18 protein-coding genes and 4 tRNA genes are annotated in these 22,152 nt (G+C 46.4%); 7 read left to right on the forward strand and 15 right to left on the reverse strand.

Annotation, left to right across the window (positions count from 1 at the left end):
- Positions 1-262 precede the first annotated feature (262 nt).
- Entirely contained in the window at positions 263-2,086 is a 1,824-nt protein-coding gene (locus AAKU61_RS09860) for an aminopeptidase P family protein (RefSeq protein WP_354331769.1), read from the reverse strand.
- 683 nt (positions 2,087-2,769) lie between these two features.
- Positions 2,770-4,878 (reverse strand): methionine--tRNA ligase, encoded by a 2,109-nt coding sequence (gene metG / locus AAKU61_RS09865; protein ID WP_354331771.1) that lies wholly within the window; start codon positions 4,876-4,878, stop codon positions 2,770-2,772.
- Between the two features lie 157 nt (positions 4,879-5,035).
- Between metG and apbC the strand changes: the two genes are divergently transcribed.
- On the forward strand, positions 5,036-6,124 hold the full coding sequence (apbC, locus tag AAKU61_RS09870) for an iron-sulfur cluster carrier protein ApbC (RefSeq protein WP_354331773.1): 1,089 nt from the start codon (positions 5,036-5,038) through the stop codon (positions 6,122-6,124).
- A gap of 22 nt (positions 6,125-6,146) precedes the next feature.
- Positions 6,147-7,283, forward strand: a complete 1,137-nt coding sequence (gene ribD, locus AAKU61_RS09875) for a bifunctional diaminohydroxyphosphoribosylaminopyrimidine deaminase/5-amino-6-(5-phosphoribosylamino)uracil reductase RibD (protein ID WP_354331775.1) — start codon at positions 6,147-6,149, stop codon at positions 7,281-7,283.
- Positions 7,284-7,380: 97 nt separating this feature from the next.
- On the opposite strand, the gene AAKU61_RS09880 is transcribed toward ribD, so the two are convergent.
- From AAKU61_RS09880 to AAKU61_RS09890, 3 genes are all read right to left on the reverse strand, one after another.
- Positions 7,381-7,457 (reverse strand) — tRNA-Pro (locus AAKU61_RS09880).
- Positions 7,458-7,579: 122 nt separating this feature from the next.
- Positions 7,580-7,656 (reverse strand) — tRNA-Pro (locus AAKU61_RS09885).
- A gap of 134 nt (positions 7,657-7,790) precedes the next feature.
- A complete protein-coding gene (locus tag AAKU61_RS09890; RefSeq protein WP_354331777.1) occupies positions 7,791-8,696 on the reverse strand; it encodes a pseudouridine synthase in 906 nt (301 codons plus the stop codon).
- A 111-nt stretch (positions 8,697-8,807) separates the two neighbouring features.
- Between AAKU61_RS09890 and gltX the strand changes: the two genes are divergently transcribed.
- From gltX to AAKU61_RS09915, 5 genes are all read left to right on the forward strand, one after another.
- Positions 8,808-10,232, forward strand: coding sequence for a glutamate--tRNA ligase (gene gltX, locus AAKU61_RS09895; RefSeq protein WP_354331779.1), 1,425 nt, complete (start codon positions 8,808-8,810; stop codon positions 10,230-10,232).
- An 83-nt stretch (positions 10,233-10,315) separates the two neighbouring features.
- Positions 10,316-10,391, forward strand: a tRNA-Ala gene (locus tag AAKU61_RS09900).
- A 172-nt stretch (positions 10,392-10,563) separates the two neighbouring features.
- A tRNA-Glu gene (locus AAKU61_RS09905) sits at positions 10,564-10,639 on the forward strand.
- A 370-nt stretch (positions 10,640-11,009) separates the two neighbouring features.
- Positions 11,010-11,345, forward strand: coding sequence for an energy transducer TonB (locus tag AAKU61_RS09910; protein WP_354331780.1), 336 nt, complete (start codon positions 11,010-11,012; stop codon positions 11,343-11,345).
- A 202-nt stretch (positions 11,346-11,547) separates the two neighbouring features.
- On the forward strand, positions 11,548-13,113 hold the full coding sequence (locus AAKU61_RS09915; protein WP_354331782.1) for a thioredoxin family protein: 1,566 nt from the start codon (positions 11,548-11,550) through the stop codon (positions 13,111-13,113).
- 90 nt (positions 13,114-13,203) lie between these two features.
- On the opposite strand, the gene AAKU61_RS09920 is transcribed toward AAKU61_RS09915, so the two are convergent.
- The 10 genes from AAKU61_RS09920 to AAKU61_RS09965 all read right to left on the reverse strand — a co-directional run bounded on the left by AAKU61_RS09920 (position 13,204) and on the right by AAKU61_RS09965 (position 22,127).
- Positions 13,204-14,010, reverse strand: coding sequence for a hypothetical protein (locus AAKU61_RS09920; RefSeq protein ID WP_354331783.1), 807 nt, complete (start codon positions 14,008-14,010; stop codon positions 13,204-13,206).
- Positions 14,011-14,126: 116 nt separating this feature from the next.
- Positions 14,127-14,510, reverse strand: a complete 384-nt coding sequence (gene gloA2 / locus AAKU61_RS09925) for an SMU1112c/YaeR family gloxylase I-like metalloprotein (RefSeq protein ID WP_354331785.1) — start codon at positions 14,508-14,510, stop codon at positions 14,127-14,129.
- A gap of 73 nt (positions 14,511-14,583) precedes the next feature.
- The gene (locus AAKU61_RS09930) at positions 14,584-14,949 is read right to left on the reverse strand and encodes a VOC family protein (RefSeq protein ID WP_354331787.1); all 366 of its coding nucleotides are present in this window, start codon (positions 14,947-14,949) and stop codon (positions 14,584-14,586) included.
- 401 nt (positions 14,950-15,350) lie between these two features.
- The gene (locus AAKU61_RS09935; protein WP_354331788.1) at positions 15,351-16,562 is read right to left on the reverse strand and encodes a hypothetical protein; all 1,212 of its coding nucleotides are present in this window, start codon (positions 16,560-16,562) and stop codon (positions 15,351-15,353) included.
- A gap of 127 nt (positions 16,563-16,689) precedes the next feature.
- The gene (locus AAKU61_RS09940) at positions 16,690-17,457 is read right to left on the reverse strand and encodes a hypothetical protein (RefSeq protein ID WP_354331790.1); all 768 of its coding nucleotides are present in this window, start codon (positions 17,455-17,457) and stop codon (positions 16,690-16,692) included.
- Between the two features lie 5 nt (positions 17,458-17,462).
- A complete protein-coding gene (locus AAKU61_RS09945; protein WP_354331792.1) occupies positions 17,463-18,044 on the reverse strand; it encodes a hypothetical protein in 582 nt (193 codons plus the stop codon).
- A complete protein-coding gene (locus AAKU61_RS09950; protein WP_322119397.1) occupies positions 18,041-18,319 on the reverse strand; it encodes a DnaJ domain-containing protein in 279 nt (92 codons plus the stop codon). Before AAKU61_RS09950 ends, AAKU61_RS09945 begins: the two co-directional genes overlap by 4 nt.
- Before the next feature lie 280 nt (positions 18,320-18,599).
- On the reverse strand, positions 18,600-19,331 hold the full coding sequence (gene pcp / locus AAKU61_RS09955; RefSeq protein WP_354331871.1) for a pyroglutamyl-peptidase I: 732 nt from the start codon (positions 19,329-19,331) through the stop codon (positions 18,600-18,602).
- Positions 19,332-19,453: 122 nt separating this feature from the next.
- Positions 19,454-19,735 carry a putative signal transducing protein gene (locus tag AAKU61_RS09960; protein WP_354331794.1) on the reverse strand — a complete coding sequence of 94 codons (282 nt, stop codon included), beginning with the start codon at positions 19,733-19,735 and terminating at the stop codon, positions 19,454-19,456.
- 136 nt (positions 19,736-19,871) lie between these two features.
- Positions 19,872-22,127 (reverse strand): OPT family oligopeptide transporter, encoded by a 2,256-nt coding sequence (locus tag AAKU61_RS09965; RefSeq protein WP_354331796.1) that lies wholly within the window; start codon positions 22,125-22,127, stop codon positions 19,872-19,874.
- Between the last annotated feature and the right edge of the window lie 25 nt (positions 22,128-22,152).

The raw sequence follows: 22,152 nt of genomic DNA on the forward strand, positions 1-22,152 counted from the left end.
AAGTTAAATTGCTGATGTGTAAAAATGATCGACAAAGTTAATAATAATTTTGTTAATACTTTCTAAGTTGTTGTTATTAAATAGTATTTTTTTATTTGCATGATTTTTAACTACCTAAATTCCACAGTGACGAGTTCTCGTTGCCGGAGTTGCAATGAGTTGACAGAGATTCTGCGATCCGCACCCAAAAAACAAAACGCCGCATGATTTTTGTCAGCGGCGCTTTTATCTGTTCAATACAATTTCTTGCTGCAAAGTAGAATTATTTACTGACCGCTTTCGTTCTTTCTTCCAGCCATGCTTTTGCTGCGCCGCTGACGCGCGGTGACAAGCGCTCTAAGACGGTCGCGTGGTATCCATTGAGCCATGCCAATTCGTCCTCACGGATTATTGTCATATCGATGCAGCGGGTGTCGATGGGGCAGAGCGTCAGGGTCTCAAACTTGAGATAGTCGCCAAACTCGCCTTGATGACCCACGATATTGAGCATCAGATTTTCTATCCGTACACCCCATTTACCCGGGCGATAAATACCTGGCTCGTTGGAAGTAATCATGCCTGCTTCCATCGCGTTATGCGCCTCTGGAATAGCGCCCGAGATAGATTGCGGACCTTCATGTACATTTAGAAAGTAGCCTACGCCGTGGCCGGTGCCGTGACCGTAGTTAATGCCCTCGGCCCAGATCGGTGCGCGTGCCAGAGCATCTAACATCGGTGACAGCGTGCTACGCGGGAACTGCGCACGCGACAAATTGATCATGCCTTTTAAAACCAAGGTGAAGTCGCGTTTTTGTTCTGCTGATACCACGCCAATTGGCATCACGCGGGTGATGTCGGTGGTGCCGTTGAGGTATTGGCCACCGGAATCGATCAGCAGCAAGCCATTGCCTTCGATGACCGCATGCGATTCTGGTAGTGCGCGGTAGTGGGGCATCGCGCCATTACCGTTAAAGCCAGCAATCGTAGCAAAACTGGCAGAGACGAAGTTAGGCTGGCGTGCGCGGGCCGCAGTAATTTTTTCGTCAATGGTCATTTCTGTGATGACTTCTTTGCCAAGCGATGCTTCCAGCCAGCTAAAAAATTCACATAAAGCGGCGCCATCTTGCTCCATCGCTTCACGCACAAATTGCGCTTCTTGCGGAGTCTTGCGGGATTTTGCAAATACCGATGGGTTGATTGCCTCAATTACTTTGACCGAAGCTGGTACCGCCTGGCGGAAAGAGTAGGTGATGCGGCGCGGGTCTATCAGCAAACTGCTATTTGCTGGCAACGCAGCCAAGGCGCTGGCAGCTTGCGCGTAGTCGGCAATAAACACACCGTCTTTTGCTAATACGTCTACCAATGCAGCAGGTATTTTGCCATGAGAGACAAACAAGGCAGCACTGTCTTGACTGATCAGTGCGTGCCCGACAAATACCGGGTTATAGCTGACATCGGCACCGCGCAGATTGAAGATCCAAGCCAGATCATCTACGGTAGAAACAAAATGCCAGTCCGCCGCTTTGATACGCATTTGCTCACGCACAAGGGCTAGTTTGTCTTGACGACTGACCACCGCAAACGGTGCCAGATGTTCATAGATAGCGGCTTGCGGCAGATCAGGGCGACCAGACCAGATAGTTTGTAATAAGTCTTTGCTAGTGTCCAATTTGCTGCCGCTAGCTTGTAGCGCCTGCTCAAGCATGCGAGCCATGGCTAGTCCAAGCACGGCGCCGTCTACGCCAACGGTTTGTCCTGCTTGCATGGTGCTGGCGAGCCAATCAAGGTGCAGTGTGGCAGCAGCAGAATTGATTTTCATCATCTGTATGCCAGTAGGGGCTAGTTCTTGCTCTGCCTGACTCCAATAACGGCTGTCAACCCACAATCCGGCAAAATCTGCCGTCACGATCAGAGTGCCGACCGACCCGGTGAAGCCAGAATATTGCTCGCGGCCTTGCCAGCGCTGTGGCAAATATTCAGATAAATGCGGATCAGCAGAGGGAATAATGTAGGCATCTAAACCCGCAGTTTTCATTGCTGCGCGCAATTGGACCAGACGTGCAGGGATAGGGGAGGTAACTGCGGCGGGGCTAAGTGGGCTATTCATGGATATCTGACCGTGGTGAGTTGATCGGTTCAATCAAGTACTGCAAAGAGGTGGCTGGAAGTATATCTCATGGGTAATCTATTGAGAAATCTCTGCGGGATTTTTTCTGAGCCCAGCGTAACAATGCCGCGCTAGTTTGATGTTTTGCGCTAATTTTGATGGGAAGTTTTTAGGACGTTTGATTGAAGCTGAGAGGTGGCGTAACTATTCGCTGGTTAACCTGGCAATTGAAAATGGCAATTCAATTTGCCTCATTTGTCTGATACCTCGTCGCTCCCTCGAAGGCAGGGGCCCAGTGTCTTTGCTTAATTAACTAACGCCGCTGGATTCCTGCCAAGAGCGTGCAGGAATGACGTATTTTATAGATAGCACTGCTTTCTCTTATTCCGCACGTGCCAGATCTTTCAACCTATTCTTTTAACCTATTTGATTGCCGGAACAATCATTTACATAATTGAGAGAGATATTGATCAGATTTCATATACTCCCCATAAAAATTTGCAAAATACATCGATTGTCCAGGTTTTATTTGGACGATTAGAATATACCTGTGGGGAGTATTATGTTGATATGAGAGATTTAAAACGCTGAGTGAGCTATTGCTTCTTCCTATCTGCTTTAGTCACTCAGCGTATTTTTTGACAAACTTGATTTGCAAACTAGATTCGCCAACCCGTCGCGGATTAGCGTACCCGCATACCCGGTTGCGCGCCAGGCCAGGCCTCCAGAATATACAAACCTGGATTAGCTTTTTCATCCTCGGCAGACGCAGCCAATACCATGCCTTCAGAAATACCAAACTTCATCTTGCGTGGCGCCAGATTAGCAACCATCACGGTGAACTTACCGATCAGTTGTTCTGGTTGGTAGGCGGATTTAATACCGGAAAACACGTTACGCAGGCGACCTTCGCCAACATCCAGAGTCAGGCGCAGTAATTTGTCTGATCCGTCGACGTGCTCGCAGTTGACGATTTTGGCAATCCGCAAATCAATTTTTGAAAAGTCGTCTATCTTAATTTCTGGTGCTAATGCTTCGATCCCGCTGGTAGCGGACGATTCTGCTGGTGCGGTTGGCGCTGCTGAGTTTGCTGCTGAAGTTGCTACTGCTGGTGTTGATACAGCAGCGACAACTTCAGTAGGTGCGTCGAACAATTGATCGAAAATTTTAATATCCACACGTTGCATCAGATGCGTGTACGGCAGCACTTTATGCAGATGTGGTAGCGGTGTTGCAACATCCGCCCATTGCAAAGGAGCTATTTGCAATTGTGCCTCGACCTGTGCAGCGAGCTGCGGTAACACTGGCTTCAAGAAGATGGTCAGAATGCGGAAGGCTTCTAGCAAGCGACTGCAAACTTCCTGTAATTTGGCATCGTTCTCTGGTTTTTTGGCGAGTTCCCAAGGTTTATTCGCGTCGACATAAGCGTTGATGATGTCAGCTTGATCCATGATGGCACGCAAGGCTTTACCGTAATCACGCGCTTCATAGTAAGCCTGAATATCCGGCGACACTTTACGTAGATTGCTGATAAATGTATCATCCGCCGTCGCCCAGTCGGTCACGATTGCACCGTCAAACCGCTTAGTGATAAAACCCGCCGCACGGCTGGCGATATTGACGTATTTACCAATCAGATCAGCGTTCACACGAGCGACGAAGTCTTCAGGATTCATATCCAGATCTTCGACTTTGGCATTCAATTTGGCTGCGAAGTAATAGCGTAGCCACTCAGGATTCATACCGATATCAAGATAACGCAATGGAGAAATACCAGTGCCGCGCGACTTTGACATTTTTTCGCCAGAGACCGTGACAAAGCCATGCGCATACACATTATCTGGTGTTTTGTAGCCAGAAAATTTCAGCATGGCAGGCCAGAACAAGGTGTGGAAGTAAGTAATATCTTTGCCGATAAAATGGATCTGCTCCGTCGTCGGATCAGCCATAAAGGCATCGTAATCACGACCGATTTTGCCAAAATAGTTTTTTAAGGATGCCAGATAGCCGACAGGCGCATCCAGCCAGACATAAAAATATTTACCCGGTTGATCGGGGATTTCAATGCCAAAGTAGGGCGCGTCGCGGCTGATGTCCCAGTCACCCAAACCACCTTCACCTTCTAGCCATTCTTTGCATTTGTTGGCGACTTCGGATTGCAGGCGATTATCTTTGAGTGCCCAGCCGCGCAAGAACTCTACGCATTTTTCATCTGATAATTTAAAGAAAAAATGCTCAGACGATTTCATCACGGGCGTAGCGCCGGTCAGTACTGAGTACGGATTTTTTACTTCCGTCGGTGAGTACACCGCGCTACAAACTTCGCAAGAATCACCATATTGATCCTTCGCGCCGCATTTCGGGCATTCGCCTTTAATGTAGCGATCGGGCAAAAACATATTTTTAACAGGATCAAAAAACTGCTCTATCGTTTTGCTGGTGATAAAGCCAGCTGCTTTTAGTTTGCGATAAATGTCTTGCGACAGCGCGTGATTTTCCGGGCCATCGGTAGAGTGCCAGTTATCAAAAGTAATATGGAAACCATCCAGATATTGTTTACGCCCGGCCGCGATATTCGCGACAAATTCTTGCGGCGTGATGCCTGCTTTTTCCGCGGCAATCATGATCGGCGCACCATGCGCATCGTCGGCACCGACGAAATGCACTTCGTTACCCGACATTCGCTGATGACGTACCCAAATATCAGCCTGGATGTATTCCATGATGTGGCCGAGGTGGAACGGTGCATTAGCGTAGGGCAGGGCGGTAGTAACGAACAGCTTGCGTGTCATGGTAGTGATACTTTGCGAATGGAAAATTAAGGGGCGGCTTCAACTAAAAACGACGAAGACCGTTATTCTAACAGCGAAAAAGGTCTAGTCTTTTAAGGGTTTTATCAGTCATACGGGAGTTTTACGCTAGACTGGCAAAAAATTTACGGAGAATTGCATGAGCATTACAGTAGAAGATGTTAAAACAGCGCTGACTTTGGTCATTGATCCTAATACAAACATAGATCTGATCACGTCAAAGTCGGCTAAAAATATTAAACTCGATGGCAACGATGTGAGCTTGGATGTTGAGTTGGGTTATCCGGCAAAAAGCCAGATCGAGCTGATACGTCTTAGTGTACAAACGGCTGTCAGCAATTTGGCCGGTGTTGGTAAAGTGAGTGTTAATGTGTACAGCAAAATCGTTGCTCATGCGGTACAGCGTGGCATTAAATTAATGCCTAATGTGAAGAATATTATTGCGGTTGCCTCGGGCAAAGGTGGTGTCGGTAAATCAACGACTGCGGCAAATCTGGCCCTAGCACTGGCTGCCGAAGGCGCTGCTGTCGGTATCTTAGATGCGGATATCTATGGTCCTTCGCAGCCCATGATGATGGGGATTTCTGGTCAGCCATCGAGCGCTGATGGGCAAACTATGGAGCCTATGGAGAACTATGGTTTGCAAGTTTCTAGTATCGGTTTCATGATCAATCCAGACGAGCCTATGGTTTGGCGTGGGCCTATGGTGACACAGGCCTTGACGCAGTTATTGTCCCAAACTAATTGGCGTGATCTGGATTATTTGATTATTGATATGCCGCCTGGTACAGGCGATATTCAGTTGACGCTTTCGCAAAAAGTCCCGGTCACCGGTGCTGTTATTGTCACGACGCCACAAGACATCGCTTTATTAGATGCCCGCAAAGGCCTGAAAATGTTTGAGAAAGTCGGTATTCCAATTCTGGGAATTGTGGAAAATATGAGTACCCATATTTGCTCAAACTGTGGTCATGCGGAGTCGATTTTTGGTGAAGGTGGTGGTGCCAAAATGTGTGCTGAATATGGCGTTGATTTTCTTGGCGGCTTGCCGCTAACGATGGCGATCCGTGAGCAAGCTGATTCTGGTAAGCCAACCGTGGTCGCTGATCCTGAAGGAAAAATTGCCCTGATCTACAAAGAAATCGCGCGTAAAGTGGCAATTAAAGTCGCTGAAAAAGCTAAGGACATGACGAGCAAATTTCCGACGATTTCTATCCAAAATACCTAAAACTCTACACCGCTGAGTCCGCATGACTGAATCCTATTTGAATGATCAAGCAGGTGAGCCACAAGACATCCGCTTCATGCAAATGGCGCTGGAACTTGCGGCGCAAGCGACGATTGCCACATCGCCTAATCCTAAAGTGGGCTGCGTTATCGTTAAAGATGGCATGGTGATTGGGCGTGGCTATACTCAGCCAGTCGGACAAGCGCATGCGGAAGTGCAGGCTTTGCGTGATGCGATTGCGACGGGCCATGACACGCAAGGCGCTACCGCCTACGTGACATTGGAGCCATGTAGTCATTTTGGGCGCACACCGCCATGCGCCAATGCCTTGATTGATGCGGGTATTTCTCGGGTCGTAGCAGCAGTCCAAGACCCCAATCCACAAGTCGCAGGCAAAGGTATTACGATGTTGCGCGATGCAGGCATAGTCGTGGAATCCGGTTTGCTGGGTGAACGTACACGCGAAATGAATATTGGTTTTTTTAAGCGTATGGAAACCGGTAAACCTTGGGTGCGAATGAAAGTAGCCGCAAGCCTGGACGGCAGAACTGCGCTGGCAAACGGCGAGAGTAAATGGATCACTGCATCAGATGCGCGTGATGACGGTCATCGTTGGCGTGCGCGTGCCGATGCGATTTTGACTGGTATCGGCACCGTGCTTGCGGATGATCCGCAAATGAATGTCCGTGCGATAGAAACACCGCGGCAACCTCTAAAAGTTGTGGTCGATTCCAAATTACGTACTCCTGCCAATGCCAAGTTACTGCAAGATGGCAAGTCCGTAATTGTTTGTGGAGAAGCGATTGAACTTAAGCAAGGTCATCAGCAAAATCGTCAGCAAGTCTTGATTGCACAAGGTGCTGAAGTCGTATGTTTGCCGAATGATCACCATCAAGTCGATTTAAACGCCTTGCTATTAGAATTAGGACGCAGGCAAATTAATGAGCTTCATGTAGAGGCGGGCGCTAAGTTAAATGGTGCCCTGATTGCACAAGATTGTGTGGATGAATTACTGATTTATTTAGCGCCCAAATTATTGGGAGATGGAGCTGGTTTGTTTGATCTCCCTGAGCTAAAGCTGGTGGCAGATGCCAGGCAGGTCCGGTTCCATGAGATTAGTCAGGTCGGAGAAAGTTTGCGAATTTTAGCGCGGTTTTAAAGCGTACTGACGTCTTAGTTACGCTTACTTTAATCTTGATTTTACGCTTCAGATATAAAAAAAGGATCACCAAGCAAACTTGATGATCCTTTTAAACTGGTCGGAGTACAAGGATTCGAACCTTGGACCCCCTGGTCCCAAACCAGGTGCGCTACCGGACTGCGCCACACTCCGAAACTTGCTTTGCGTGTTCAAATGCTAAATTCGCTACTTGGACAGACGCTAAATTTTTAAACTTTAATCTTATAAATTGAAAAAGACCGAAAGATAATTAAACCTAACGGTCTTTTAATATTTGGTCGGAGTACAAGGATTCGAACCTTGGACCCCCTGGTCCCAAACCAGGTGCGCTACCGGACTGCGCCACACTCCGAAGACCAAGATAGTATCTCGTCACGACTACGCTGTCAAGGCCTTTGTCATTGCTGACTTCGCCATTGCAGGTGGTTTGTAATCGACATAGCGGGCTTGAGTCCATATATATTGCTGATCATATGCGCATTCAACTTATAGAGTTTTTGTGCTTGTAAATTGTCTGTAGTCACCGCTGAGCGGATCGGTAAAACTGATCGATTTTGCCAATAATTGTAGCGGGGCAGAAAAGTCATCACCCTTACATGGAAGGGCGATTGGGTAGAAAGTATCATTGATAATCGGCGCGCCGAGGCTTGCTAAATGTACTCGCAATTGGTGTCTTTTCCCCGTGCTGGGATGCAATTCATATAAATCATTTTCACCGCGGCGCTCTATGACGGTTATTTGAGTTTCAGCGTTAGGTTCGCCAGGAGCTTCTTTCATTACAAAGAATTTTTCGGCGTCAATCATTTTGCTGCGATAAGTCAGCGGAAATTCTTGCTGAGATAAATGTGGTGCTAAGGCGTGATAGGTTTTATTAACTTTGCGCTGCTGAAATAAAGATTGATAGGCGCCCCGCGTTTCTGTTTTTTGTGAAAATAAAATCACACCTGCGGTTTCTCTGTCTAGTCTGTGAATGGGTGTCAGTTGATTGTTGCCGCTATTCTTTTTTAAGCGAACTAACAGGGTTTCATGCAAAAAACGACCTCCCGGTATCACGGGCAAAAAATGTGGTTTATCTACTACCAGCAAATGTTCGTCTTGGTAAAGGATCTGTTCTTGAAAAGGGATAGCCACCTCATCATCAATTTCGCGGTAATAAAAAATACACATGCCACGTTTGACTGCACTATTTGCCGCCAGAATTGTGCCTTGAGCATCAACAACCTCATGTTTCGCGATACGCGCATGCCACTGCTGTTCGCTTACATCCGGAAATTGTGTCAATAAAAAATCTAATAAATTATCCCATCGCCCCTCTGGTAACCATAGATAGCTTGGTGATACGCCATCACGTGTGGCCAGAGGAGGCGTTGGTATGCGATTTGGGATTTGCATGCTGGATTTATATTTTTACCCGGTGCCCCTGCTGCGAAGGCGGTAAAATGTTGGTTTTAACTTCTATCGTTTTGTAGCGCATTTTATTATGCCCGACAAACGCACCATCTAATGAGCACTTCTGCATCTGTCGATCTGAGCAAGCCCGTCCGTACCCGTTTCGCACCTAGTCCCACTGGCTATTTACATGTCGGCGGTGCCCGCACAGCCTTATTTAGCTGGGCATTTGCACGCCACTTTGGCGGTACTTTTGTATTGCGTATCGAAGATACAGATCTTGAGCGCTCTACGCCAGAAGCGGTGCAAGCTATTTTAGATGGAATGAATTGGCTAGGTCTGCAACATGACGAAGGTCCTTTTTATCAGATGAAAAGGATGGACAGATATAGCGAAGTGTTAGCCAAAATGCTAGCGGATGGCACTGCCTATTATTGCTATTCTTCACCCGAAGAAGTCGAGGCTATGCGTGAGCTGCAACGCGCCAACGGCGATAAACCACGCTATGACGGCACTTGGCGTCCAGAGCCAGGTAAACATTTGCCACCAGTGCCAGCAGGCCGTAAGCCTGTCATACGTTTTAAAAATCCTTTAGATGGTGAAGTGAGCTGGCTTGACGTTGTTAAAGGTCAAATTACGATCGGTAATCGTGAATTAGATGATTTAGTGATTGCCCGTCCAGATGGTACGCCTACATATAATTTTTGTGTTGCAGTCGATGATTGGGACATGCAAATTACTCACGTAATTCGCGGTGATGATCATGTCAATAACACGCCACGCCAGATCAATATTCTGAACGCGCTAGGAGCTAGTTTGCCGCATTACGGTCATGTGCCGATGATCCTCGGTACGGATGGCCAAAAATTGTCCAAGCGTCGCGATGCAGTCAGTGTAATGGACTATCTGGATAAAGGTTATTTGCCAGAGGCGATGTTGAATTATCTTGCGCGTCTTGGTTGGAGTCATGGCGATGATGAAGTTTTTTCTATGGAGCAGATGTGTAGCTGGTTCGATTTAAATCATCTTTCTAGTTCGCCAGCGCAGTTCAATCCGGAAAAACTCGCCTGGATTAATAATCATTACATCAAAGCTGCTGATAATGCGCGTCTAGCTGAGTTGGTGCGTGCGCAGATGCAAAATGACGGCGCACAATTTGAGAATGCGCCAGAGTTGTCTGCGGTCGTCGCTTTGATGAAAGAGCGAGCCAATACCACTAATGAGTTGGCGCAAGCTGCGATGTTGTTCTATCGCCAGCTTAACCCGGATGCAGAGTTGTGCAAGCAGCACATTACGGAAGGAGTGTTGCCAGCCTTGGCACACTATGCTGCAGCGTGCAAGACTGTGGAGTGGAGCAAACCAGCTTTGTCGTCGATGATGAAAGAAACTTTGGCGCAGTACTCGTTAAAAATGCCGCAACTCGCTATGCCTTTGCGTTTGTTATTAACAGGTCAGCTACAAACACCATCAATTGATGCTGTGGTTGAACTATTCGGCCGCGACGTCGTGCTTCAAAGGCTGAACTCTATCTCTAAGTGAAATTGAGGCAGGTAAATAGAAGCGGGAAATAAAACGGGGCTTTACATAGAATGGCTCAGCCCCTATAATCTCGTTTCTGTTCTGGGGGTGTAGCTCAGTTGGTAGAGCGCTTGCATGGCATGCAAGAGGTCAGCGGTTCGATTCCGCTCACCTCCACCAGTAATTAGATAAGCAAGCGATGTGAAATAAGTAGAAAAAATTGCTTGCAGATATCAGTAAAAACAGTATATAATTTTGCTCTTACTTGATTGCAGAAAATTGAAAAAACAAGTTTAGAGCAAGAAAAAGTAGTGCAGTTCAGAAGTAAAAGGTCAGTAACGGACAGATCATTGTCCCCATCGTCTAGAGGCCTAGGACATCACCCTTTCACGGTGAGTACAGGGGTTCGAATCCCCTTGGGGACGCCAAATTACTCTTATTAAGAGTGCAAAAAAAGCCTTGAGAAATCAAGGCTTTTTTGTTTTTTAATTTCCTTATTATTATTCATGCTGAATCTCAAAAAGGTTTTCTGGTTAGCATTTTGGAGATTGCATCATGACTTTATTTGTATCAAATTTTTTGCGACGGAATTGCTTTTGCATATTGTATAAAGCAGATGAGCCAGCGTTCTCCTATTCCATAAGATTCTGATTTACTAAAACTGATGATAGCCTTCATCCAAATAGCGGTCATGAATAAGATTGCCACATGGAAACAAATGATTTAAAATATTGGACTTCGTATTCAGTAGTTAACGCAGTTCTCAATCACTTTATTTCTATTCTTTTGGTATAAATCATGAAAAAAACTTTTGTCGCTGCTGTCCTGGTCGCTATGACCTCTTTTGCTTTTGCTGGTGACGTGGCTCCAGTATTGGAAAAACAAAGCTGCGATAAACCCGCATATCCAAAAGCATCATTAATGAATGAGGAATCCGGTACTGTTGTATTTTCCGTTCTTGTTGGCCCAGACGGCGCTGTGATTGATTCAAAAATTGACCAATCCAGTGGCTCTAAAACCTTGGATAAAGCAGCGATCAAAACTTATACATCCTGCAAATTCAAACCTAGTATTAAGGACGGCAAACCTCAGCAAGCTTGGACAAAAATTGAATACGTCTGGAGCCTGAGTTAATTTGATGATTGGCTGATAGCAACTAGCTATTTCATTGGTAGCACACTAAAACGACCATCCCAGCATGGTCGTTTTATATATTATCTTCACAAGTAATCTTGGAAATCTTCTAGAAGTGGCTTTTAGTTCAGAACATAGCATCTGATATATTTGCTACACTAAAACTCCATAATTTTAGTCTCGCCCATTACCTCGATTACTCATGAAAATTCAATCTGCTCTTATTGCCAGCTTATTTCTTGTGGCTTCGCCATTAATCGCGGCTACAGATAAATCTGCTTCTGCTGTACCAAGCGCAACTGCTGACCACTCCGGTATTGACTGGCGTAAGGACAACGATGTCGACGCCGCTTTTACTCAAGCCAAACTAGCTAAAAAGCCTTTATTTCTTTACTGGGGCGCAGTTTGGTGCCCGCCTTGTAATCAGGTCAAAGCTACTATTTTTAATCGCCAAGATTTTATTGACCGTTCACGTCATTTTATCCCGGTGTATTTGGATGGTGATACGCCAAGCGCGCAAAAATTAGCGGCGGGTTTTAAAGTGCGTGGTTATCCTACGATGATTTTATTTAAACCAGATGGTACTGAAATTACTCGTTTACCTGGTGAGGTTGATTCTGATCGCTACTTGCAAGTATTGACGTCCGCAATGAACAGTAGTTTGTCAGTACAAGATAGTTTAAAACTCGCACTTGGCGGTAGCAAAAAAATTAGCCCGGAAGATTGGAGCTTACTGGCAGATTATTCTTGGGATGATCCTGAACAAAAATTAGTAAATACCAAGGATGTCGTCAAAACTTTGTTACGTCTGTCTGAGTTGAGTCCACTTCCTGCAAATGCCACGCGCTTCTACTTCAAGGCACTGGCGATTACTGCGAGTGCAAAGCCTGCTACCTTGACTTCAAGTATCGATTCCACCAAAGCGTTGGATAAACTGATTAAAGCACTAGGCGATCAAAAAATTGCTCGAGATAATATGGATCTGGTAACTAGCGTGCCCGGTGAGTTGGTCGAGTTTTTGACTGCCGCAAAATCAGAGTCGCGTACCAAGCTGGTTACTGCATTGAATACAGCCTTGATCAAACTAGCAGACGATGTGAGTTTGTCTAAGACCGACAGACTGGGCGCGGTCAATGGTTTAGCTACCCTGGCAACACTAGACAATGCCAAGCCGGATGCTGCGTTTCTGAAGGATATACAAAAACGGGTAACCCAAATCGAACAAGCGACTACTGATGCGTATGAGCGTCAGTCGGTCGTCAATGCGGCGGCTCATACCTATGGGGCAGCCGGGATGATGGATGAATCCGACAATTTGTTAAAGGCTGAACTCAAGCGTTCTCATTCACCATACTATTTCATGTCTAGCTTAGCGTCCAATGCAAAGAAGCGAGGTGATAAGGCTGCTGCTGTCAATTGGTATGAGCAAGCCTACAACGCTGCAAAAGGCCCCGCTACTCGCTTGCAATGGGGCGCCAGTTATGTGAATAGTTTGATCGAGCTGGCACCAACTGAGGATGCCCGTATCGAAAAGGCGACCCAAAGCGTGCTGTCAGAAATCGGCGCAACTGAAAATGCTTTTTATGAGCGCAATCGCGCCTCGTTAGATCGTATGGGGAAAAAATTAATCGATTGGAATAAGGACGGCAAACATCAGGCATCATTCCAAAAAGTACGGGGGCAGCTAGACGGCATATGCGGTAAATTGCCTCCTAACGATCCTCAACGTGCAGTTTGTCAATCCATCTTAGTTAGTGCCAAGTCTTAAACATTGTTTGGACATCAGCTCTTAACTGGTAAGTACTGGAATCACCCCTGCACTGTTGCAGTCAAGGGTGATTTTTTATTTGTGGGTATTCTATGCTCGGTGAACATTGTGACTATATGCCTGCTGAAGAAATGCCTGAGCTGTCAGCATGACCTTACCGCGTTTGAATTTGAGAGAAGTTAATTTTATCCCAGCCTCAAAGCCACGATAAAAAATGCGACTCATGATCGACCTGCACAAGCTATATGGCGCGATATGGTGACGGGCTGTGTCCAGATTTCTATATTGAACGACCAGATAAGTATTGCTGCTTGAGGCGGTTAAACGTATGCCAACAAGATCGTGCCACTTAATCAGGTGCCCGTTCTCTGTATAGATTGTGATTCCCACATGGTCTATTTTTAAGGCCGGACCTTGCCATCGAATGTCTCTTATGCAGCGCCAGATAGTTGTTAAATACCAGGCTAACCAAGGCAACATTAAGAGCAAGCCAAAGCCTGCACCCAAGCTTTGGGACAACGCCAGAGAGAAATATCCTAGGGGTAACATGAATAGCGTCATTAGAAAAATAATGCCGATCGCCCAAGCGTGTGACTTATATAGCAGCAGAGGCTCGGGTAGATAGTCCGCTCGCTTACCGTTTGCATCGCTGCTGTCATCTGGCTGAAAAGGATCGACCTCTTTACGGCTTGATACCCAGATCAGAAATAAACCGAAGGTAATCCAAAATGCGACGACGAATAAAAATCCGATAGGATTAGTCGAAAACAAGACATCCTTGCTTCCACTCGCCATGCTAATTGATCCCTTGAGTAATGCTTTGATTGCCACCCAGAGACTGGCGAGTCCAAAGATAAACATGAATGTTGACGCAACGAGATTTCCAAATTTATTCATGTTGATGATCCTTAGATTTGTCTTCTAAGATGCACTGAGATAATTATCGGCACTCTTGGCGTTTATAGCCACAAGCCATCAGAAAAGTCAGACTCTTGGTAAGCTGAGTGAAGAATTTAGACCTCATATAACTCCAAAGGCAATCCATCTGGATCAGCAAAGAAAACAAAACGCTTGCCCGTATACTCATCAGTACGAATTGCTTCGACTGCGATGCCTAGTGATTTCAGGTGGCGCTTGCAGTGATCAATATCTCTTACTTCAAATGCCAGATGGCGCAGCCCCTGTGCTTCAGGATACGACGGACGAGGCGGTGCACCAGGGAATGAGAACAACTCAATCTGCGAGCCATCAGGCAATTGTAAATCCAGTTTGTACGAGTCACGTTCAGCACGAAAATGTTCGGCAATAATCTCCAGCCCCAGATACTCACTATAGAAACGCTTAGAGACCTCGTAGTCAGAACAAATGATTGCAGCGTGATGAATACGGTTTAGCATTGGCGAGAACTCGTTTTTTGGGATGTGCATGCAGAAAGCAAATACTGAACGTCGTCAAAATCAAACAGCATATTTATGCAATAGAACGATATGCCCGACTCGATATCGATACCGAGTTATTGTCTGGATCTTTTGCATTAGCGAACTGATAGCCATTGGCTTGATGCGTGCTGCTAAAGGCAAGTCCGCGTTCTAAGCTTTGCGCTTTAAAAGCCTCAATATCCAGCACAGAAAAAACGAGTTTCACTCCAGCTTGCCCCAATTTCAAACTTTTTGCAGCCTGGTGTATCAAGATCATTGTTGATCCGTCTGGACTAACTAACTCTACCAATCCCTCTGACTCAGGTTTTGAACTAAAACCAAAAAACTGTTGATAGAAATCAGCAGTTTTTTGAATATCTTTTGCGTAAATCATGATGGCGTTGAGTTGAGGATTCATGGATATCCTGAATAAACCGGTGATGAATTTTTAATGCTTAGAAATTTTTTTAGAGATTAAGGTTCAATAAACTATTTAGATTTTTTTCGTCGAGATGCGAACAATATTGCTGGCATTAATACGATTGCAATTGTTCGCCCCAAACGTGATTCTAGATTCCAAAGGAACAGGACGATTGCCCCATAAATTAATAAGTAAATAAGATAAAAAATACTTGAAACTCCGACAGTCCAGCCGATAACTAATAAGAATAAAAAAACTAATATAAAACCAATTTTGTCATCGGTGGATTTTCGTTTCATCACGTTCGATTTCTTACTTTATTCAATATCGAAACCCATTTTATATGGAAAATGTATTCAACTCGATAGTCCATACCTAAGTAGATTTAGCTCACTCACTCACTTCTTCGATTTCTCGATATCGCAATGCGTATCTAAAAACCGTAAAGCTCCGCTAAAACTACTGTCCCAATCGTCCAACAAATACGCATCGGCTTCTTGCACAAAATCATTCCATTCTTCTAGCAGACTGTCTTGCTTTTCATGGGGGGCGGCGGTTTTGATGAACTCGATTGCCAGCTCTGGATGAAAACCATCCTTGCGGATTTTTTTGACCAGTGTTTTTGCATTAGCTTCGGTCAGTACAGTCTTAGGCGCAGCGCCTGCAGACAGGCAGAAAAATACCGTGAGCAGGGCGTACACATCTGTTATGCCTTTGGTCAGTTTGGTCCATTCTTTGGATACCAGCGCATCGTACTCTGAGGTGTCTTCTAGCTCATAGTCACGGATGAAATAGCGATCTTTTAGCTCGAATACGACGGCATCAAGCGCCAGACTAGCGCTTAGAATTTTAGGTAAATCATGGTCGCTGATTTCTTGTTGAATACGATCCGCAATGGCCTGGTATTCGGTGGGAATGGGTTCAAATATATCTTTAGTACGTTTGCTGATTTTGCCTTTTTTACGCACAGCGTCGATGAGTTTTGCAAACTCAACCTGATTGACTAAGCTTTCTTCCTTTTTACCCAGCATGCGTAATAACATCGCCGTACGTACGACGGATGTGGCATCGGCATCATGCTCTTGGAGCGCAGCGCGTGACAAACCCAATTGTTCTCCGAACCAGAATGCCGCAGCGATTTCTGTCGCATTGGTTTTGCGCTGTTCCAAGGTATTGAGATAATCGACGTCATTGTCTTTACGTGACCAGACTTCTAAAAAATCTTCTACCCGCCCTTTTTCCTCACGACCCAATAGCGCATATTCTGGCATGACGAATAGTGCTTTAAGCAAACCGGAGCCACCGCGTGATAGCGTTAGAAACGTATTGTCGCTAATCATCTTGGCGGCTAAAGTCAGGTCACCTTGTGTGCTTTGTTTCAGATATAAACTGACCAGATTGACGATACGTTTTTGCGCCATGTCGATTTCCGGACGCAGATATTTGCTACCAAATACCTCTGCCATCTGCACCATGCCTTTGGGTGCCTCGGTCTCTATGGCGCTAATTTTAGCGGCGCTGATGAGACCGTTTTTTACGCCAAAGCGTAAGGCACTTTCAAAGTAAGGACGGTTATCTAGCGTGGCAAGCTGAAAGCTGTTGTCGGACATAGGGCGAGTCAAATTCTTTAATTGAGATAGGTAAGAGCTAGGGTCTGTTAGCTGTTCATTGTTTCAACTGTTAACCCTTAAATCGCATTCTCGATTAATGGATAACAGACCCTAGGATTGAGTCGCTTTACAGGGCGGACTCCTCGTCATCATCTTTATCATCGCCGTCATCATTGTTCGGCTTATCGAGCTCATCTTCTTCCTCGCTCTCGGCCAATTCATCTGCGGCTAATTGCAGACTGGCTTTGTAGCGGGCGCGTAACTTCATCATCACTTCGCGGAAAATTTCTGGCAACTGATAACGTAATAAATACGTGACTTCCATCCAGTCATGATCGACCAGATTAGCCATGTCAGATGAAGAGCCGCGTGGCTCGTCGTCGCGGCTGATATGCATCAGGTCATCATCGAGTGCCTGAACTTTAGAATCGTCGCCGTAGTGGAATAAATCAAAGGTCGCATAGCGGTAAAAATGTTCGACCATTTCTGCTCTGTCGTACAGATAATCTACTAGCGCGTCGTAGCCGCCGTCGACTTCAGCAATTTCATACAAGAACTCCGCCGGATCGCCACCTTCGCGGAAGATGACGGAGTTGACCATGCTGCGCAATTGCTCATGGGTTTGATCGCCATAACGACGCTCCAGCACTACTGCTTGTGCGAACTGTTCTGGTGTGACCAGCAAGTTGACCAGCGACTCTTTCGACGCATCATATTCGCGGATAATCGCCAGCAAATCTTTAGCAGGAAAATCATCCAGCGCAGCTACCAGTGCTTTGTCGCCTTCAGTTTCTGCCAGTGTTGCCAAAGCAGATTCTGCACCGACGATGTCGCCGACTTTGATCAGGCTTTGCGCTTGTATCAGCGCGGGGTAGTACGTTTTTTTATCATCCATCTTCATTAATCCTTGCGATCAAAACCTTGTTCGGCCAAAAAGTCTGCGCCAGCCTCTTCTAAATCGTAACCATCTTCGCTGTCGCCGTCATCCATATCATTGCGTACGCCATGGACATCATGGACGCCGCCGTCTTGATGTTCAGCATCTTCATCCAGCTCTTCGTCAGAAGCGTTAGACGGGCTGACTGCGCGAGAGTCTTTGCTCTTATTCAGATATTCCAGTGCGGCGGCAATCACCATGAATTGGTCACCGTCTGCATGTCCGAGCACTGTTTTGCTGAGGGATTCCGCCCAGGGCTCTAAGCGCACGTCTTTGGACAGATCTTTCCAGTGCGGTAATTGACTGATCGGTTTAGAAATCAGTGACTCAACTTTTAAGGGATTCAGATATTTAAATGCATTATGGAAAGCGACTGCGACCATTTCTGGATTGCTCTTCATCATCGGCAACAAAAACGGCACCTGATCACGCTTCTCTTTGAGACGATGGCGCAGAACATCTTTGCCTTCAGAATCGCTGGTTAAATCTTCCAGTTCTGCCACATACACAGACTGGATGTCTTGAAAATATTGGGAAAGTTTCACTGCAGTACTCCTGATAAATAATTCTTCCAAATCTCGCTGGCGGTTTGCAGCGGATCGTCTAGCAAATTGCGGCGACGATTTTCGTCGTAAGCGGCACGCGCTGCGTCGTCCGATAAGACATCATAGGCCTCTTTGCATTCATGAAATTTTTGCGGCGCAAGGGCAGAGCTGTTGCGATCTGGATGAAACTCTGCCGCCTTCAGCCGGAAGGCTTTTTTTACCTCCGCTAAAGTCGCATTTGGCGTGATCCCCAGAACAAAATAGTAGTCTGTCATACAATCTCGTGTTGGGTTAGATGTTGCTATTGTTGAATATTCGGTTGAAACAAGTGAGTGCGATTTTGCTACTAAGCTTGTGGCACTAGGCGAAAAATTCAAATAGATTGATGGATAGCTTGCTGTTGTAGTCTGCGCTGACTGGTTTTGAACCAGTTTGATTTGTTCCGATTTGTTTTGACATTGCTCCGCATCATACCATTCTTGTGCTGGCTCATTGTTTTCAGCTATGGCAGCTTGGTTTATTTATGGATTGATTGTATAGCGACTTTGTTGTCATTTAGTTTAGATGTCCGCCAGTTTCTATGATGTCTTTTTCCAGGCTAAGGCTAGTTTGTATCGCGATCTGTAATCCTCTCACCATCGTCGCTAGTGCCATGCTGGGTGCATCTGCTGGTTGTGTACCAGCTTGTGCCACCTGCTCGGGCAGGTAAGGGATATGGATAAAGCCACCTCGCATCGTTTTTGGCTCAGTGGTTTGTGCCTCGGTAACAAGCGTACGCGTCGCCAGATGATGCATCAAGCCATAAAATAGATGGTTACAAACAAAGGTACCCGCAGTATTTGAGACAGCGGCGGGAATACCCGCAGCGCGAAGCTGATGCACGATGGCTTTGATCGGTAAGTTAGAAAAATAGGCCGCTGGGGCGCCGCTGATGACCGGATGATCGATCGGCTGCTCGCCTGCATTGTCGGCAATCCGCGCATCGTCGATGTTGATGGCGACGCGCTCAATCGAGATACCGCTTCTCCCGCCGGCCTGACCGACGCAGAGGATGATCGCCGGTTTTAAAGCGGTAATGGCTTGTTCTAACACCGTGATCGCCTTACCGAATACGCAGGGTAGCAATTGCGTCTTGATGCTAGCTCCTTGGCAGTGCCAATCGGCCAGTGCCTTAACTGCTTCCCATGAGGGATTGATGCTTTGCTGATCGAAGGCGTCAAAGCCGGTAATCAGGACGACAGTCGCGCTATTGTGATCATTGTCATCATTGTCATCATTGTGATCAATGTGAGATCGGCTCAATTGGCTCAATTGAATATACTCCCCATTTTATTTATTAAAAATGCCTTATTGTCCAATGATTATATGGACACTCTTAATATACTAGATACGAGTATATTAAGAGTCGTTTACTCAAGCTCACCGACATCGACATTATCATCAAGCCGATAGTCACCACGGTTGAAGGCGGCGATGACTTCTTGTGATTGCTGCAAATAAGATTCTGGCACCAGAATCCGTACGCCACCTAATGCCGCAGTCAGCAGGGTGTCGGTCTGCACCAGATTGTCGTCTGCGATCACGGCGGGGATGCCCGCAGCCACCAGACAACTCTGGACTATGCAAGCGTCGGTCGGGATATAGTAAGTCGCAACGGTAAATAGATTTCTGCTGAGATTGTCCTCATTCATGTCGCCTCCGGGGCTGTAGAAGTAAAAAGAGCTTAAACGCTTTTGGCGCTTAAGCTCTTTTTAATTTTTATATTGCTGCTTAGTTAGGCTGTTTAGTTAGATATCTACGCCTAAGCGTCTGGCATATTAAAAAAGCTTAGCTAGTTTTCTTTTCCCTAGCGACAAAATACAGTAGCAATACGATTAGCACATAAGGAATCATCGACAAGGCGTTTGAGTTGATACCCTCGTAGAAAGGATTATGCGCCGTTGCCCAGTCACCGATGGACTTATCAAAATTGGTCAGAATACCAGCGCTGAAAGCGATGAAGATACCGGCCAATGCACCGCCAGCAATGTAGCCTGAAGACAATAAGACGCCAGAACTACTATCGCCTGCAGCTTGCTTCTCTTCATCCGTCATTGTTTTGTAGCGATCTAGTTTGTTATTGCGACGATCTACCAACCAGCGAATCATCCCGCCGATAAACAAAGGTGCCGAGGAGGATAAAGGCAAATACACGCCAACCGCAAACGCCAATGAAGGGATGCCAGCCATTTCTAAAATCACGGCAATCATCACACCGAAGATCACCAGAGTCCAAGGTAATTTTTGATCCAAAATACCTTTGATGATGTAAGACATCAATACCGCTTTTGGCGCATCAAATTTAGCAACCTTGGTGCCATCCGGTAATTCTTTGTAAGTGCCGTTAATGCCTGGATCAACCATATAGACAACCTTGCCAGCATTGTCTACCAGATACTTGCCAGCAGGGCCGCCAACGGTATCGCTCTTTTGCCAGACTTTATAAGTTGCTTTATCTGCCTCAGCTTGTGTGCCGGTGAGTTGCGCTGTATCCGTCAGTTTGTTGACATCGGTGACCAGATTAGGTGCGACCTGTGCTGCTGGTACATAGGTGGTCGCGCTCTCATTGAGTTTAAGTAAGATCGGACCCAAAACCAAAGCAGAAGTGAGTGCTCCAGCCAAAATCGCAAACTGCTGCAAGCGTGGTGTTGCACCGACCAGATATCCGGTTTTTAAATCTTGTGAAGTTGAGCCAGCATTACTCGATGCGATACAGACAATCGCGCCGACCGATAATGCCGTCACATAATATTGTCCGCCAGTCCAGCCCATCAATAAAAAGATCAGGCAGGTAAACAGCAAAGTCGCCACAGTCATGCCGGAGATCGGGTTGGAGGATGAGCCGATTTCACCCGTCAGTCGGGATGACACCGTCGCGAATAAAAAGCCAAACACCAAAATCAAAATCGCACCGAGGATATTCATATGCAAAGGCGTTGCCGCGGTGATGATGGCAATAATCGCCAGCGAGCCAATGACGACCCATTTCATCGGAATATCTTGCTCAGTACGCAAAGTTGATTTGACTGCATTAGTGGTGTTGCGCATTCCCGCAATACCTTTGGACAGGCTGCGCCAGATTGTTGGCATGGCTCGCATCAAGCTGATTAAACCACCTGCAGCAACCGCGCCTGCGCCGATATACAAGATGTAAGAACTGCGGATAGCGCCAGGACTCATTGCGCTAATCAAGGTCGTGCCCGGGCTGACCGGCACAGTCAATGCATCACCGAAGAACTTGATCATCGGGATCAGCAACAAATAAGACATAACGCCGCCAGCCGCCATCGTTGATGCGATACGTGGGCCGATGACATAGCCGACACCAAGTAATTCCGGCGAAATTTCTGCGCCGATTGATCCTGCTTTTAACGGTGCGCCGAACGCGACTTCTGGCGTATCTTTCCAGCCGCGGAGAGCGACGTTGACGATTTTATACAGCAGACCAACACCAAAGCCAGCAAAAATAATTTTCGCGCGTTTACTGGCCTCAGCAAACGCATTAGGATTGTCGCCTTCGCCAGCCGCATCACGTGAGCTTTGATTAGCTGCAGCTTTTAATACTTCTGCGCAGGCAGTACCTTCGGGGTATTTCAGTTCTAAATGCTGGTCGACAATCAAGGTACGACGCATCGGTATCATCAATAAAATACCGAGCAATCCGCCCAATACACCAACCAGCATGACACGCCAGATTTCCAGATCAAAGCCCAGAATCAAAATCGCTGGCATCGTCACGCCAAGACCAAAGGCGATGGATTCACCCGCAGAGCCAGCAGTTTGGGTGATATTGTTTTCCAGAATAGTGGAATCTTTGCCACCCATTTTTTGGAATACGCGGAACAAGGTAATCGCGATCACCGACACTGGAATCGAAGCGCTGACCGTAAGGCCAACTTTTAACACCAGATACAAAGATGACGCACCAAAGATAATGCCCAGTACCACACCCATGATTAGGGCGCGGATGGTCATTTCTGGAAGTTGGGCTGATGCGGGAATGTAGGGCTTAAAGGCGGGTTGAACAGAGGTGTCGTTTGGCATTGTTTTACCTTGGTGTCAATCTAAT

Origin of the sequence: Undibacterium sp. GrIS 1.2 (assembly GCF_040544435.1) — a bacterium.
Classification (GTDB): domain Bacteria; phylum Pseudomonadota; class Gammaproteobacteria; order Burkholderiales; family Burkholderiaceae_D; genus Undibacterium.